At 46.1% G+C, this 14,989-nt stretch carries 15 protein-coding genes and 1 other annotated feature (1 of these 16 cut by a window edge); of the genes, 6 read left to right on the forward strand and 9 right to left on the reverse strand.

Annotated features, from left to right (window positions below; translation table 11 throughout):
- Window positions 1-207: a binding site (T-box leader), on the reverse strand; it reaches 47 nt to the left of the window's first position.
- Between the two features lie 95 nt (window positions 208-302).
- Window positions 303-428: a hypothetical protein gene (locus KCTCHS21_RS31975; protein WP_269472727.1), complete on the forward strand. Its 126-nt coding sequence runs from the start codon at window positions 303-305 to the stop codon at window positions 426-428.
- 1,391 nt (window positions 429-1,819) lie between these two features.
- Window positions 1,820-2,044 carry an alpha/beta-type small acid-soluble spore protein gene (locus KCTCHS21_RS22275; RefSeq protein ID WP_130613546.1) on the forward strand — a complete coding sequence of 75 codons (225 nt, stop codon included), beginning with the start codon at window positions 1,820-1,822 and terminating at the stop codon, window positions 2,042-2,044.
- A gap of 82 nt (window positions 2,045-2,126) precedes the next feature.
- On the opposite strand, the gene KCTCHS21_RS22280 is transcribed toward KCTCHS21_RS22275, so the two are convergent.
- The 5 genes from KCTCHS21_RS22280 to KCTCHS21_RS31980 form a co-directional block, all read right to left on the reverse strand.
- Window positions 2,127-2,525, reverse strand: a complete 399-nt coding sequence (locus KCTCHS21_RS22280) for an O-methyltransferase (RefSeq protein WP_130613548.1) — start codon at window positions 2,523-2,525, stop codon at window positions 2,127-2,129.
- Between the two features lie 186 nt (window positions 2,526-2,711).
- Window positions 2,712-4,499, reverse strand: coding sequence for a M3 family oligoendopeptidase (locus KCTCHS21_RS22285; RefSeq protein WP_130613551.1), 1,788 nt, complete (start codon window positions 4,497-4,499; stop codon window positions 2,712-2,714).
- A 342-nt stretch (window positions 4,500-4,841) separates the two neighbouring features.
- Window positions 4,842-5,543, reverse strand: coding sequence for a DUF2225 domain-containing protein (locus KCTCHS21_RS22295; protein WP_130613555.1), 702 nt, complete (start codon window positions 5,541-5,543; stop codon window positions 4,842-4,844).
- A 24-nt stretch (window positions 5,544-5,567) separates the two neighbouring features.
- Window positions 5,568-5,951 (reverse strand): globin domain-containing protein, encoded by a 384-nt coding sequence (locus KCTCHS21_RS22300; RefSeq protein ID WP_130613557.1) that lies wholly within the window; start codon window positions 5,949-5,951, stop codon window positions 5,568-5,570.
- A 217-nt stretch (window positions 5,952-6,168) separates the two neighbouring features.
- Window positions 6,169-6,291, reverse strand: coding sequence for a hypothetical protein (locus KCTCHS21_RS31980; protein WP_269472728.1), 123 nt, complete (start codon window positions 6,289-6,291; stop codon window positions 6,169-6,171).
- A 173-nt stretch (window positions 6,292-6,464) separates the two neighbouring features.
- Between KCTCHS21_RS31980 and KCTCHS21_RS22305 the strand changes: the two genes are divergently transcribed.
- A complete protein-coding gene (locus KCTCHS21_RS22305) occupies window positions 6,465-7,721 on the forward strand; it encodes a nucleoside recognition domain-containing protein (protein WP_170211440.1) in 1,257 nt (418 codons plus the stop codon).
- A gap of 75 nt (window positions 7,722-7,796) precedes the next feature.
- Window positions 7,797-8,588, forward strand: a complete 792-nt coding sequence (locus KCTCHS21_RS22310) for an NAD kinase (protein WP_130613559.1) — start codon at window positions 7,797-7,799, stop codon at window positions 8,586-8,588.
- Between the two features lie 48 nt (window positions 8,589-8,636).
- Here the strand turns inward: KCTCHS21_RS22310 and KCTCHS21_RS22315 are convergent, their stop codons facing one another.
- Window positions 8,637-9,581, reverse strand: a complete 945-nt coding sequence (locus KCTCHS21_RS22315) for a YutD family protein (RefSeq protein WP_179952632.1) — start codon at window positions 9,579-9,581, stop codon at window positions 8,637-8,639.
- Window positions 9,578-10,759 (reverse strand): lipoyl synthase, encoded by a 1,182-nt coding sequence (lipA, locus tag KCTCHS21_RS22320; protein ID WP_331871368.1) that lies wholly within the window; start codon window positions 10,757-10,759, stop codon window positions 9,578-9,580. The genes KCTCHS21_RS22315 and lipA overlap by 4 nt, the downstream gene beginning before the upstream one ends.
- Between lipA and KCTCHS21_RS22325 the strand changes: the two genes are divergently transcribed.
- Entirely contained in the window at window positions 10,641-11,639 is a 999-nt protein-coding gene (locus tag KCTCHS21_RS22325) for a M23 family metallopeptidase (RefSeq protein WP_130616655.1), read from the forward strand. The two genes, lipA and KCTCHS21_RS22325, sit on opposite strands and share 119 nt — an antisense overlap.
- Before the next feature lie 100 nt (window positions 11,640-11,739).
- Here the strand turns inward: KCTCHS21_RS22325 and yunB are convergent, their stop codons facing one another.
- Together yunB and KCTCHS21_RS22340 are read right to left on the reverse strand one after the other, a co-directional pair.
- Complete coding sequence (yunB, locus tag KCTCHS21_RS22330; protein ID WP_232057922.1) at window positions 11,740-12,744, reverse strand: sporulation protein YunB; 1,005 nt, start codon at window positions 12,742-12,744, stop codon at window positions 11,740-11,742.
- Window positions 12,745-13,374: 630 nt separating this feature from the next.
- Entirely contained in the window at window positions 13,375-14,385 is a 1,011-nt protein-coding gene (locus KCTCHS21_RS22340) for an HD-GYP domain-containing protein (protein ID WP_130613567.1), read from the reverse strand.
- A gap of 160 nt (window positions 14,386-14,545) precedes the next feature.
- On the opposite strand from KCTCHS21_RS22340, the gene KCTCHS21_RS22345 reads away from it, so the two are divergent.
- Entirely contained in the window at window positions 14,546-14,923 is a 378-nt protein-coding gene (locus KCTCHS21_RS22345) for a hypothetical protein (RefSeq protein ID WP_130613569.1), read from the forward strand.
- The last annotated feature ends 66 nt before the right edge of the window (window positions 14,924-14,989 follow it).

A 14,989-nucleotide genomic window follows, 5' to 3' on the forward strand; every position in this document is an offset into this window, starting at 1 on the left:
GAGCCTCTAACCCTGCTCATAACATACGATACCTTCAGTTCCATTAACGGGGAACAGTCGGAGAGCATAGGACGCTAAATACCAATAACGTCGTTTCGCTCTCAGCTCCAAGATCCATTCCGCAAGACAGGCACACCGGCTTCCAGCAATCACCGGCTCTCTGGGAGCGCTCTGTTCTAGCGTACTTGTTCTCTTCATCGCAGATTGTGCTTTAGTTGTTACTCATTATACCTCTCACTAAAGCTTTGTCAACTTAAAGAGGAGTTTCGTGAGTGAGGAGTGTCCGAATTGGGGTGTGGAAAGTGCCCAATTCGTGGATAGTTACAACAACTGCCAAGGCAACTGCCAAGGCAACTGCCACAGCAACTGCCACTGCAACTGCCAAGGCAACTGCCACAGCAACTGCCACAGCTGGATTTGCTGCGTAGCTTTAGCTGGGTAAACAAACCATCCTCCTCATGAGTGGACGGCGCAGGGACGGTACCTTTCGTCACGTAGGCGAGATAGTGAACGCTTCGTTCTCTATCGCGGCCTTTTACGCCTCTGCGGGCGAGTTAGTGAACGCTTCGTTCTCTATACGGGCCCTTTGCGCCTCTGCGGGCGAGTTAGTGAACGCTCGGTTCTCTGTACGGGCCTTTTACGCCTCTGCGGGCGAGTTAGTGTACGCTTCGTCCTCTATCGCGGTCTCTTGCGCCTCTGAGGTCAGATAGTGAATGCTACGTTCTCTATCGCGGCCTTTTACGCCTCTGCTGGCGAGTTAGTGTACGCTTCGTTCTCTATCGCGGTCTTTTGCGCCTCTGCGGGCGAGTTAGTGTACGCTTCGTCCTCTATCGCGGTCTCTTGCGCCTCTTCGGGCGAGATAGTGAACGCTTCGTTCTCTATACGGGCCTTTCGTGCTGTTGCGAGCGAGATAGTGAACGCCCGGTTCTCTATACGGGCCTTTCGCGCCTCTGCGGGCGAGATAGTGAACGCTTCGTCCTCTATCGCGGTCTTTTGCGCCTCTGCGGGCGAGATAGTGAACGCTTCGTTCTCTATACGGGCCTTTCGTGCTGTTGCGAGCGAGATAGTGAACGCTTCGTTCTCTATCGAGGTCTTTTTCGCTTTTGCAGGCGAGTTAGTGAACGCTTCGTCCTCTATCGCGGTCTTTTGCGCCTCTGCGGGCGAGGCGGTCTTGGGTTGGTTGGGCGGTCTCGGGTTGGTTGGGCGGTCTTGGGTTGTGGCGGTCTTGGGTTCATTCGGCGGTCTTTGGTTGGTTGGGCGGTCTTGGGTTGTTTGGGTGATCTTTGGTTCGTTCGACGGTCTTGATTGGTTGGGCAGTCTTTGGTTCGTTGGGCGGTCTTTGGTTCGTTGGGCGGTCTTGGGTTCGTTGGGTGGTCTTGGGTTGGTTGGGCGGTCTTGGTTCGTTGGGCGGTCTTGGGGTGGTTGGCGGTCTCGGGTTGGTTGGGCGGTCTTTGGTTGGTTGGGCGGTCTTTGGTTGGTTGGGCGGTCTTGGTTCGTTGGGCGGTCTTGGTTCGTTGGGCGGTCTTGGTTCGTTGGGCGGTCTTTGGTTCGTTGGGCGGTGTGCTTGGTTGTGGTTGTGGCGATGTTTGGTTGAGGCAGCACTGGTTGAGGCAATGTTAGTTGAGTTGATTCGGTCGGTTATTGGCTGAGTCGGTGTCTCGTTGCGGCGGGTTGAGTCGCTCTTTGGTTGCGGCTGTGTTAGTTCAGTCGGCGGTTAGTTGAGTCGGCGTTCGGTTATCCGTATCCTCACTTTTATTAGTTTCAAATAAATGCATATCCCTTCCAATAAAGCCCATACTACGTTCAAAGGAGGTGAGCGATAGTGGCATCACGTTCACGCAGCAATTCCCTCGTTGTTCCTCAGGCCGCCCAAGCGTTGGAGCAATTGAAGTTCGAAGTCGCACAGGAGCTAGGAATTCAGCTTCCTAGGGATGGCTATTACGGTAACCTATTAACTCGCGAAGCCGGCGCTATCGGGGGAGAAATTACCCGTCGACTAGTTGAAATGGCTGAGCATCAAATTTCTGGACAATTCGGTCGTTAAAACTAACCCTCTATGTACACCAAAAATCCGGCATACCCTCTCCGAAAGGGTAGTATGCCGGATTTCATTTTATGTATAAATGCTATTCGCTAGATGCTTCTTTACGATCTTGCCTCTTAGGTGAAAACCGGAACATCAAGTTAGCCATGTTGTAGTTAGATTCAAATTGGACGCTCAAGTATACCTTATCTTGCTTCACCACAAAGTCGTATGATATTTCCCCATGCGTCCACCCGCTTTTGTGACGAAGCGCCTCGACGGCAAGCCGTCTGAGAAGCATAACCTGTGGAACTGACATTCCGTTAGCACCTTGACCCGAAGTACCGCAATCCACTGGAAGGTGTCGAATCCCAAATCTGCCGACCGCATCATCACGAATTTGTAAGACAATCGTACCTGCGGTCAAACCTCTTAATTCCCCACTCAATTTCTCTAACGCTACATCCACTTGCCGGGCTAATGGAACCTGATTCACTGACATTATTCTCCTCCTTTTGGTTTAATACTCATATTGACTAGGTATTTACTAATGCGACTTCAGGCTCATTATAATTGAATATTTTGAATATTACAATCATTTTGTCTAAATATGGTTTATTTTGTAACAAAAAACCTTTAAAACCACGAATTGTAGCGGTTTTAAAGGTTTCTTCTGTTTGTTCTAAGGCTATTCCTTACATAATTGTTCGAAAGTCTCTACATCGGAGACAGCTCTAGCAACAGCGTCCCTCCAGAACTGTGGCTCGTCTAGTGCAACATTGAGATGTTTGGATGCTAGCTGCTCCACTGTCATTACTCCCGTATCTCGCAGAAGCTGATCATAACGCTTGCTGAAGGATTCACCCTCTCGTTCAGCTATAGCTACGAGCCCTGTGCTAAACAAGTAGCCAAACGTATAAGGGAAATTATAGAAAGGAACATCGGTTAAATAAAAATGTAGCTTCGATGCCCAGAAGTGAGGGTGCCAGTTATCGAGAGCATCGCCAAATGCTTCTTTCTGTGCAGCTGTCATAAGCTCGCTTAATTCTGTTGCCTCAAGCATTCCGGCAGCACGACGTTCATAAAAGCGAGTTTCAAACAAAAAGCGAGCGCGTATATTCATGCAGAATGCAACTGCACGCTGCAGACGCTCATCAAGCAGAGCCAATTTCTCTTCCTTGCTTTCTGCTCTGCGCAGCAACGCATCGTTAACGATAGCTTCTGCGAAGGTAGAGGCTGTCTCAGCAACATTCATTGCGTAATCCTGCGCTAATGGTGGAAGATCTTCGACTAACGCCCCATGATAAGCATGGCCCAGTTCATGTGCAAGCGTCGAAACATTACCAGGTGTTCCGGAATAGGTCATGAATATCCGGCTCTGACGGCTCAAGGGTAGGCTTGTGCAGAAGCCCCCTGGTCTTTTGCCAGGACGGTCCTCAGCCTCAATCCAATGCTTCTCAAACGCAGTCTTGGCTAGCTCGGCCATGTCCGCTGAGAATTGCTGAAAAGCGTCTATGATCAACCCAGCAGCCTCATCATAAGGGATTTTTGCTTGACTCGTTGCAATAGGAGCATCAACGTCATGCCAGGAAAGCTTCTCCTTACCGAAGCGCTGTGCCTTCAGCTTTAAGTACCTCTTGAGCGGCTCAATCCCTTCCTCGACCGCTGACCACATCGCGTTAAGAGTCTCTTGACTCATTCGATTCATGCGTAGCGGTTCGCGCAAAGGATCATTCCAGCCTCGCATCCCGTATAGCTTAAGCCTGAAGCCAGCCAATCTATTTAAGGAATCCGCCGCAAGATCAGCCTGAGCCGCCCACGCCTCTTCCCACTTGGTGGACATGGTAGCTCGGACTGCCGGCTCTGGATCATCCAGCTTATTGGCAGCTTGCCCAACAGAAAGGTGGGACGTAACGCCCTCTTCCTCCCATGGGATGGAAACCCGACTGACAATTGTATTATAATGCTCCCCCCAGCCGTGATAACCATCGACAGCCAGCTCGCTTGCCACAGCTTCTAAAGCAGGCGGAAGCTTATCCTTAGCAGAATCTCGACGTTCGTTGAGCGGAAAAAGCAGGCTAGCAATATTCGATTGCTCACTCCACTCCTTCCAGACTTGCTCTGGCAAAGAAGCCAGAAGAGCGTCGTACATATCCATAGCTTGCTTAATACGAGCTGATAACGTCTGTATGCGCTCTGTCCACGCCACCGCCCGCTTGTCACTCATGTCCTGAGAGGTCAAGCAAGAAACGAAGGAGTCCGCTTCTCTTTGCTTAGATACGATGTCCTGCAGCTGCTCAGTCCATTGCGTTAACTGCTTAGTGTCCACCGAGCCTTCCTCAGCCCCTTGAAGCTCCTTAAGCAGCAAGGCAGTGAGCGCTTCAGTTTCTTTAACAAACGATTCAAATTGTGGAGAGGAAGAGCCACCGGGAAACAAAGACTCAAGGCTCCATTTTAAGGAATACAATTGTTTCATCCTTACATCGCTCCATTTCCATTGCGCTCAGTTATTTTATTGTTGTATGGTTATATGAGAAAGGTGGGCTTGACTATGATTCCATTACGTAACAGTTTACCCTACGATATCATCCGAAATGAAGTATTCGTTCAAGAGTGTCCATTCTGCAAAAGCTCCCCGGTTCTTCTTCCGTTAAAAGCCGAGGACGTCCGAAGTATGCAAGGAGGCGCCCGCAAAATAACACTTATATTTCCCTGCTGTCATGGTAGTCTCCGTCTTATTGATGCTGACCAGGATTACCTTCTTTCAAACCGTCCTATACGCACATAGCCATTGTCATTGCCTGCTTAAGAAGCTGACCTATACCCCGCTCTGTTGCATTTCCTCTGGGAGCTCCAGACCGCGTCCCGTCATTTCTTCGCGTATGTATTGCCATTGCTCTCGAGAGGCTCTGATCATAGGGGCATCGGTTATTTTCTTATCGTGAATGACCCGCACGAACCATCTTACCGCCTCATGATTGTCGCCAAGCCGTCTATTTAATTCACCAATCAGAAACATAAGACGAGCATTGCTCAGAGAATCTCTCTCCGTCTCATACACACGTACGTAAGCATCCTTGGCGAATTTAAGAAACCGACTCTCCTGCTCCTTATCTTCCTCATAACGGTACAACCATGCGATATGATGCAGCAATGCTGCAGTAACCCGATCCTTCTCTTCGATAGCTTGGGAGGTCAAAAGCGAAAGCTTGTAGCATTCCTTTGCCACTTCCAAGTTTCTTTCTCCACCATAATCCTTATATTTCCATATGGCGCCTATTTTTTCGTAATAAGCTGATCTTTGATGATCATTTAACCGTTCACCGAAGCTCTCGGTCGATGCAAAACCACACATAGGACATACCCTAACCACATAATAATCCGGGTTTATCGTTTTGAAGTAAGAGCAAAAATCAGAATCAGTCTTAATAGCCTTCTTAAGGCTTGGCCTTACTCGAGAGGTTTGGAAGCTCTCTTCGCAGCAAATACATTTAACTTTAATTTGGAAAAGCGGCTCCACGATTTGCTCCTCCTTATAGGGGCATTAGGATCTGTCGGAATTAACAAAATGATTAGCCGGACCGGATAATCTCTCAATAACAAGCTTCTGAAAAGGTACTGGAATTTCGGTTTCGGCGAGTGCTGCTGCCATGCAGCTCAACCACGCCTCCGCCCTCTCAGGGGTAATTTCAAAAGGAAGATGACGGGCTCGCATCATCGGATGACCATATTCATCAGAGTAGAGAGAAGGCCCCCCTAGAAACTGAGTCAGAAACAAATACTGCTTCTCCATTACAGGATTAATATCCTCTGGAAACAATGGCGCTAGCAACGGGTGCTCCTGCACCTTTGGATAAAAGCGCGCTACCACATCACGAATAACTTCGGCGCCTCCAATTGCGTCGTAGATTTGAGAATAACTGGACAAATTGTACCTCCTATTATGAGACCATGGAATATTGACACCATGATCGCTCCTTGAATTGGGTATTTGTGCCTGTCTGAAAGTACCTATTTTACACGCTCATTATACCATAAGCATAAACAGCAGTCGCTGTCCTTTGGATGCCTTCCCCCACGTATAATACAAAAATCGCCCCGAAGGGCGATCCAAATCGGCAACCGGCCGATAACGATATTGGTCTTTACATTTCTTCCTCAGGGCTAAGTAAAGATTCCCGAATGACATAAACGAAAGCGCATACAAGCAAACCTGCAACGATTCCAGCCATACGCATCACTCCAGCTTCTATAAGTCTCATTTCCATAGTTGAATCCTTTTTTCTAGTTCCATTGTATCATAACTATTTACACAGATCACGATATTTTTGTAAACGTTTGCAAAGATTATTTAACCTTTTTTTCAGATCGGAAAGATTGAACAAGCTTCATCATATATTGGACAAGAGGTGTTGAAGTATAGGGAAGTGAAGGTGAAAACATGCAGGGAAATCAGGAAAATTCATTCCGTTGGTATACACTTGCGAGTGTGTTAGCGATTGGCGGAGCTGCTTTATTCATTGGTATTCTGGCGATTGCAAATACCCAGATCGCTCTAACAGCTTCACTGCGAGGGGTTTCCGTATGGTGGGAGGTATTATTTCCAGCCTTATTTCCCTTCTTTGTTCTTTCAGAATTATTGCTTGGCTTTGGAATTGTTCATCTTGCAGGCACCTTATTAGATCCCTTCATGCGTCCTTTGTTCCGCCTTCCGGGCGTTGGAGGCTTCATCGTAGCTATGGGGTTTGCATCGGGATATCCGGTTGGAGCCCGATTAACCTCTCGTTTAATGGAGCAGAAGCTGATCAATCAGAACGAGGGTCAACGATTGGTTGCCATAACGACAACCTCCGACCCCATTTTTCTAATTGGAGCTGTCTGCATTGGTTTTTTCGGTAGTCTACAGGCTGCTCCAATATTGGCTCTTGCTCACTACGGAGGGGCTCTGATACTAGGAATAGCCTCCTCGAGATTCGGCAAAGGGCAGCTGCTGGTTACTGAGAAGAGCATTCCACTTAAGGGGAGCAGAATTCGAGCGGCGCTTGCAGCTATGCACCACGCTCGACTAGCTGATGGACGACCCTTTGGCGTATTGCTGCAGCAGTCACTGCAATCCTCTTTAACGCTTATGGTCATAGTGGGCGGCTTGGTCGTTTTTTTCTCAGCGACATTGGAGCTATTCATCCATAGCGGGATTCTCTCCTTGTTTCGCGATGCAACAGCGAGCTTGCTACAGTGGTTTAAGCTATCTCCCCAACTATCGTCTGCTTTCGTAAATGGAACCTTCGAAGTCACATTAGGAGCCAAGGCCGCTGCTTCCAATATACAAATTCCCTTGGTTGATCGCATCGCGGCTGCTGCCTTTGTTCTCTCATGGGCAGGCTTTTCCGTTCATGCGCAGGTAGCAGGCTTAATGAGCAGAACAGCTTGGCGATATTTCCCGTTTGCACGTGCACGATTTCTTCACAGCTTACTTGCGATGCTGCTCGTTTATTTGATATGGCCTTTATTTAATCATAATGCAGCTGTAAGCTCCCCTGCTCTTGCCGTGTCGCATGCTGGTCACCTGATCAACCATACACCTATTCCTACGGTACTATGGCTTCCCATTTTATTCGGGGTAACAATATTGACCATCGTAGTTGCCGGAATTATAGCCATCGGAATAGATAAAATAAAGCTTAGTCGAGCAGCATAGGATTGTATTCCCCATCGTTATTGTTTATGATCGAATCAGTTATAAGTAATAGGGTGTCGGAAGGAGCGGCCAGGATTGAAATACGCATTGCTTGACCGGGGAGACCGATTATCCCGGGCATTATCGGAAGAGTTTCAAGGCTTAGCAGCAGCTAGAGGATTTATGATGAATGAAACCTCGCCTGATATTGTCGTTTCCATTGGAGGGGATGGTACTCTTCTTCAAGCTTTTCATCGATTTAAGAATCAGCTAGAGAATGTCGCTTTTATTGGAATTCATACTGGCCATCTCGGTTTTTACGCCGACTGGAAGAAGGATGAGCTATCTGAGCTGTTGGATTTAATGGTATCCTCAGAGCCTCGTAAGGTACAGTATCCACTGCTACAAGTGGAGATATTGACCTCATCTGGCAAGATAGAATTATTAGCATTAAATGAGTTTACATTAAAAAGCGTCGATGGCACCTTGGTTGCCGCTTTGCATATCAACGACGAGCCCTTCGAGATGTTTCGCGGTGATGGTATCGTCATCTCTACACCTACTGGAAGCACAGGGTATAATAAAAGTCTCGGAGGCGCAGTCATCCACCCTTCTCTCGAAGCGTTGCAGATCGCAGAGATGGCCTCGATAAACAATCGTGTTTATCGTACGCTTGGCTCTTCCGTCATTTTACCTAAGCATCACCACTGTGACATTATACCTGACCCTGAAAAAGAGCTATTCATTGGCATTGATCATGAGGTTATGCAAATGTCAGAAGTACGCTCCATAACTTGTAGAGTCGCAGAAAATAAAATTACATTCGCCAGATATCGTCCTTTCCCCTTCTGGAATCGGGTGAGGGAAGCGTTTATTGGCTCGGAATAACATAACAAGAAGGCCATCCCAGCATAGCAAGGGATGGCCTTCTTGTTATTATTCACCTGAACTTGGATTGCCCATGTCTGACCGTTGCACGCCATCCGGACGATGTCCGGGCTTTCCACCGAAGCTTTTACGACGTCGGTTTTTACCCGGCCAGCGACTGTCGTTGCGTGAAGCTTCGTTACGAGCATACCCCTCATCAGTGTTACGTGTGTCATCAGCATTGCGACTATTCGATTGATCCACGCCTTGATGGCGAGGCGCTCTAGGTGTATAGGACGGCTTACCTGGGGCTTGCCCATTGCCTCCATGACCTTGACCCTGCTGTTGTCCCTGTGGTCGACGATCGCCGCCTGATGGACCATTATAAGATCGTCCTTGACCTTGACGAGGATTGCTTCCACCATCTTGCCCTTGCTTCGAATTATGTTTCTCTCGAGACTGGGATGATGAGTTAGAAGAGATATTCACATTTGGGTTCGGATTAATATTAGCGCTTGCATTACGCCGCTCTGCGTCTGCTGCCGCTCTTGCTACGGCAGATACGGTTATGTTCGGTACCCTAGCAGGACCCCCGACGCGCTCTTTAAGAGGCCAGCGCATAATTGGACCGCTAATAGTAGCAGCCGTCTCAGCGACTTGCTCTCCAGCTTCATTCATAGCTACAATAGCCTCTGGAGATTCCTCGTTAGAAATGGGCGCATCAGGTGGTAAAGCATTGCTATCGAGCTTAGTCAGAACAAAATGAGCACAGCCAAAGTTGCAATATTCATTAATATAATCGACAAAGCTTGAAATCGTGCTTTCCTTAGTCGCCCGAGGATGCCCGTCCCGATAAAAGCCCCGGAGGCGAAGCTGGTTGTAACCCCAGTCCCCGACGATATAGTCGAAACGCTCCAATACTTCGCTGTATCTTTCGCGGAAAGTTTCCGGATTCCATCCGCCCTTATGTTCATGCATAAGCGAGTATGCGTTGCCTCCTGCCATGAAAATCATTTTACGCTCTCCTCCCGAAGACTATTCGTCCTCGCTTCAGCTGATTTTACTTGTTCATGTGCATGGTAAGAGCTACGAACAAACGGTGCGGATTCCACATGGGAAAACCCACGATTCAGCCCTTCTATTTTCAAAGCTGCAAATTCGTCCGGGTGAACGTACCGTACAACCTCCAAATGAGAGGGTGACGGCTGTAAGTATTGTCCCAAGGTCAAGATATTACAATCCACTGCCCGAAGGTCGTCCATCGCTTGAAGGATTTCCTCGAATGTCTCGCCTAACCCAAGCATGATGCTTGATTTCGTTGGAATATTAGGCTTCATTTCCTTAGCTTGTCTAATTAGCTCAAGTGACCGACGATACTTCGCTTTCGCACGAACGCGATCGGAAAGCCGTTCAACCGTCTCAATATTATGATTTAAGATATCAGGATTGGCATCCATTACAATTTGTAATGATTCTTTCTTACCAAGAAAGTCTGGAATAAGTACTTCAACGCTGCAGAATGGCAGACGATTACGAATTGCCTTGACTGTAGCAGCAAAGATGGAGGATCCCCCGTCCTGCAGCTCGTCCCGTGCAACAGACGTTACTACGCAATGCTTGAGGCCCATCTGCTCAGCAGCTTCCGCTACTCGCTCAGGCTCATCTAAATCAAGCTCAGTGGGCATGCCTGTCTTAACCGCACAAAAACGGCATGCGCGAGTGCAAATATCCCCTAGAATCATGAAAGTCGCCGTGCGATTAGCCCAGCATTCATATATGTTCGGACAACGCGCTTCCTCGCAAACGGTATGAAGCGTCTTGCTCCGCATCACTTGTTTAAGCTCTTGATAAGGTTCGCCTGTCGTTAGCTTTATTTTCAGCCAATCGGGTTTGCGCGGCTTAGCGCTAGTCGTCATTGTAATTCCTCGCTTTCTGTCCTTCTTATTATAGCATGATTCGGATAAAAACCAATGATCTGTAAACCCTACTCCTACATGTTTACAACGAGGAGGAGTTGTGTTGCTGCGCAATAGGTGGAAAAACTGCATCAGAAACAAAGGGCTTGTACGTCTAATGACCGTAACTATGCTATTCCTTATTAGTATGAGCTCGGTTTGCTCAGTGGGATATGGTTCAACGATTTCCTCAGAGCCGAATCTAAATAAACAACGGCGTATTCTATACGAAGCCATTTCTCTCAGAACAGGATTGGAGTGGACGTACATTGCCGCCATTGATCAATACGAGCGTACATTAACGAAAGCCCATCCGGAATCTAGACCGATTAGTGCTGGCGCCATTACCGGAATTTATATTTCTGATATAGATTGGAGTGGTGCTTTGAACCCCAATAAGAACGATCACGTTCCCGCTTCTATTCGATTTTTCAACGGCTATGGCAAGGACGGCTCAGGGGATGGCATTGCAGATCGCACCAAAGATGAAGATTTGCTCTATTCCGTAACCTTACAAGCTTTACGGTACGGGAGCGCCGAGGAAGATTTCAGCATCGGCCTGTGGGAATATTACCACAATACCCGTGCAGTGCTGCGTATTATGCAATTCGCCAAGCTATATAAGCATTATAACCGACTAGAGTTGTCAGAGCATGCCTTCCCCCTACCGCTGAACAGCGTCTATTCCTTTCGGAGCACGTGGGGTAATAGTCGGAGCTGGGGCGGATATCGGATACATGAGGGCACAGATATTTTCGCCGGGCATGGAGTTCCCGTTCGTAGCACTTGTTACGGCGTTGTTGAGGTAAAAGGATGGAACGCATTCGGAGGCTGGAGAATCGGTATTCGTGATTTAAGTAACCTGTACCATTATTACGCTCATTTATCCGGCTTCGAGAAAAAACTACAGGCAGGAGACATTGTCCAGCCTGGTCAAATAATTGGCTGGGTAGGCAGCTCTGGGTATGGCCGTCCAGGTACACAGGGCAAATTTCCTCCACATTTGCATTACGGTGTTTATCGGGATAGAGGCCTTATCGAATGGGCGTTCGACCCTTATCCGATGCTTAAGCAGTGGGAACGTGAAGAACGCAAAGCGGCGCACGCCCCACACTAACAAAGATCAAGCGCTGCCCATCTAACGATTCATCCAAAATAGATTGGAACAAAAATAAAGTCCCTTCCCCCTCACCTTAGGGAGGTCGGGACTTTATTTGTTAATGACTCTCTTGCGCTGGTTGAGACTGAGATGGCAGCAGCTCTGGTTTGCTTGGCAACGCGATTGATGGGGCTTGCGCTGCTCCGTTACCGACTGGATTACCATTATTATCATAATAATAAGTCGGCACATCACCAACAACCATCACATAAGAGAGTGGGATTTTGGTTTCTACTGTTTCCGGCTCCTTATCAAAGGGGATAACAACCGAAATATCTGCACGAATGCGAACGTATACCTCAATGAGAACATTGTTAATGCCTGCCTCACTTTGCTTCGTCTCCACATCTACTTTAACAACGCTTGCTGGATGGAATTTAACAGATACGGATGGCCCAAATGATGAAATTAATGGACTGTTCAATGCATGCCCAATTGGAATTTTTTCTGGAATATCTTCATGCTCCTTAAGAACACGGGAAACGATTTCCGTCGTCTTCGCAGTAATTCCCATCTGTTCCTTATAGTCAATCAGAAAACCCGTTATTTTGCCTTCCGGCGTCGTCTTCCACTGTATCATGTTATTCGTAACCGCGTTCTGTGCGATCTCTTCCTTAATTGCCGTATTAATTGCTTCAGTCGCTAGCTGATTCACTCGAATTTTCGCAAGGAACATCAGTGGCTGACGCAGCTCTCTATCTAGAAACATTGTGCCTTGAATAAGAATAAAAGTAACAATTACGAGCATAATTAGCCAAAAATGCTTACGCTTCAATTTACGACGGGGTCGCTGGGCAATGAATTTCTTAGCGGGGGCGTAGTCAGAATTATTAGAGCTAGTGGAAAACCATTTATTCGCTCCCCATTTGCGAATCGGTGGTTTAGAGTGTGCGCCTCCACGCCAAGAGCTGAACCCACTTCCCCATTTTCGTTGTCCAGACTTGGACGAAAACCCGCCAAGTAAGGACCGATTGCTCCTTCCCCATTTGCGCGGAACAAGCTTTGGTAACGATCCATTCCGTAAAAAGGTAAACGGCAGCCCTTTTCCCCATTTTTTCCGCAAGCTAACGCCTCCTATTACGATACTAGGTCGTCCCCGGAAATCCATGGTTCAAGCTTATGCGTAAAAAAAGAGAAAAAGCACCATCCTTCCGGTATCGTTAACCAGAAGGATGGTGCTTTCGGCGACTTATCCTGTTAGATCAAGGCAATCGCAAGCAAGGTAAACAGAGATAAAGTTAAAATTTCATCTCTAGGTCCAAACCCAAACCCCCATGCCGAGACTCGGACTCCACCTGAAGTTCGCAAGAAAACATGATGATCATCAACGTTAACTATAACGCCCTCATAACATCGACCATCACAAGTATGAATGCGAACTCTACAATTGATATGTTTTCTACATAAGTGGTACATTTCCATTTTTTCAACCTCCATCCTCTTGTTTACTGTGTCCGTGCAACTTTACCGGGATGAAAAAGAGGCGGAATTGATACCGATTTTCACATCAGTTATAACTGTATATCCTATGAACATCACTGTTATGGGAATTGGACTGCACGTAGAAATGTGCTCTTGTAACCTCTACATCTGTCCCACAAAAATCATCATAAATAGAAAAACGCAAAGAAGCCGCCCATAAGCTCACTTATGGAACAGCTTCTTCAATTAATAATCAATCAGTTACATGCTACTAAGCACTAATAATGATATCTTTTATTTGTATACTTCTTTCATGACTTAAATCCAAAAATTGATCAGCCACTTTGATTAAGGGAGTTTCAATACTATGCGGGTTTAAGTAAATGACCTCACCCACTCGTCCATCCGTTAGAACAACTTGTTTCCCTACAAGCCTCTTCATGATGTTATCCAAAAATACAGAAACAATTTGTGGATTAAGCTCCCCAAATTTCCCTTGTCTCATTTGAGAAATAATTTCTTGAAATGGAATAGGGTCGTGGTAAGGTCGCTTAGATGACATGGCGTGGAAAATATCAGCAACTGCAACGATGGAGCTAAAGGTGTCAATGTTACCTTTCTTTAGCCCTAAAGGGTACCCATTGCCGTCATCACGTTCATGATGCTGCAAAGCAACGTTAGCTACTCGTTGACTTATGCCTGTTGTTTCTTTAAGCATTTCATAACCGAATACCGTATGTTTCTTAACCAGTTGGAACTCTTCTGCTGTTAGCTTTCCTGGTTTATTTAGAATATCTGTCGGAATTTTCACTTTACCTACATCATGCAAAGTTGCAGCTAATGAAAGAATAGCAAGCTCTGTCTCGTCTAAATTCATCCATTGACCGATTAGCGTAGCTATTATTCCTACTCCTATATTATGCTGATAGGTATAGTCATCTTTAGCTTTAACAAATTCGAACAGCTCATATAATTCCGTATTTTTGGATACAGTCTGGATAGCAGGTAGAATCTCTCTACGAATTTCCATGAGGGGAATTTTACGTGTACTGCTAATGGATGTTAATAATTCTCTAGACCTGTTTACTGTTTTTTCAATAATATCGTTTGTTTCAACATCCGATTTTTTTTCTGTAGAAAGAATAATAGAATCCGATTCGATTTTATGATTTATAATTAGCTTTATGGATTCCGAATTTAAAATAGACTGAGCCGGTATTATTGTAACGCCATAATTGTTGATGATATCATTCATCACTTTTCTTCCAATAAGCTGCTCCATTTGTCTGCTCCCGAAATCATATTTCTATTGTTATATGTTACCACATTTTTGTCTGGAAATGTGAGTAATATAATGTTAAAATTTATCACTCTGTAACCTAACAATTTGCTTTTCAGAAACATTTATAGCTGAAAAACGACTGAATGTGAGGAACTACAACATGAAAACCAACATAAGGTTCTTTAAAGTGACAGGTGAATTGCAAAGGGATATATTCAACATTGTGATTTCTCCATGGAAGCTACTGCTAGAAACGAAACGCTATTATGAAATTAAACCCGAGAATGGTGCTGTAAAAAGAATTTATAAAGAAAAGCTTAATACCCTTATCACCGAGACAAAGCATTATGCTAATGGTGTTCTTACTTGTTCAGCCTTTTGTACGGAGGATTACATTGATGAGGTTCAGAAAAATATCTTACAACAGCTACAATTGAGCATAGTCGCGTATATGGAAGACCTTCAATTAAATCAACTCGCTCTTGATAAACACCTTAAGCTACTTGTCAACCGGCAGCTTCTTGAAGTCGGCAACTAGTAAGCTTATACATACGGATATTAATTTGGAATTGATATAAATAATATATGTGATATACTTTGTATA

This window comes from Cohnella abietis (assembly GCF_004295585.1).
Classification (GTDB): Bacteria; Bacillota; Bacilli; order Paenibacillales; family Paenibacillaceae; genus Cohnella; species Cohnella abietis.

What these genes read in the sequence shown, in the direction of transcription:
- KCTCHS21_RS22280 (WP_130613548.1), bottom strand. Translation starts at nt 2,525, where the DNA reads ATGTCAGTGAATCAGGTTCCATTAGCCCGGCAAGTGGATGTAGCGTTA.
- KCTCHS21_RS22285 (WP_130613551.1), bottom strand. Translation starts at nt 4,499, where the DNA reads ATGAAACAATTGTATTCCTTAAAATGGAGCCTTGAGTCTTTGTTTCCC.
- KCTCHS21_RS31980 (WP_269472728.1), bottom strand. Translation starts at nt 6,291, where the DNA reads ATGGAAATGAGACTTATAGAAGCTGGAGTGATGCGTATGGCTGGAATC.
- KCTCHS21_RS22305 (WP_170211440.1), top strand. Translation starts at nt 6,465, where the DNA reads ATGCAGGGAAATCAGGAAAATTCATTCCGTTGGTATACACTTGCGAGT.
- KCTCHS21_RS22315 (WP_179952632.1), bottom strand. Translation starts at nt 9,581, where the DNA reads ATGATTTTCATGGCAGGAGGCAACGCATACTCGCTTATGCATGAACAT.
- KCTCHS21_RS22325 (WP_130616655.1), top strand. Translation starts at nt 10,641, where the DNA reads ATGACCGTAACTATGCTATTCCTTATTAGTATGAGCTCGGTTTGCTCA.
- lipA (WP_331871368.1), bottom strand. Translation starts at nt 10,759, where the DNA reads ATGGCTTCGTATAGAATACGCCGTTGTTTATTTAGATTCGGCTCTGAG.
- KCTCHS21_RS22340 (WP_130613567.1), bottom strand. Translation starts at nt 14,385, where the DNA reads ATGGAGCAGCTTATTGGAAGAAAAGTGATGAATGATATCATCAACAAT.
- KCTCHS21_RS22345 (WP_130613569.1), top strand. Translation starts at nt 14,546, where the DNA reads ATGAAAACCAACATAAGGTTCTTTAAAGTGACAGGTGAATTGCAAAGG.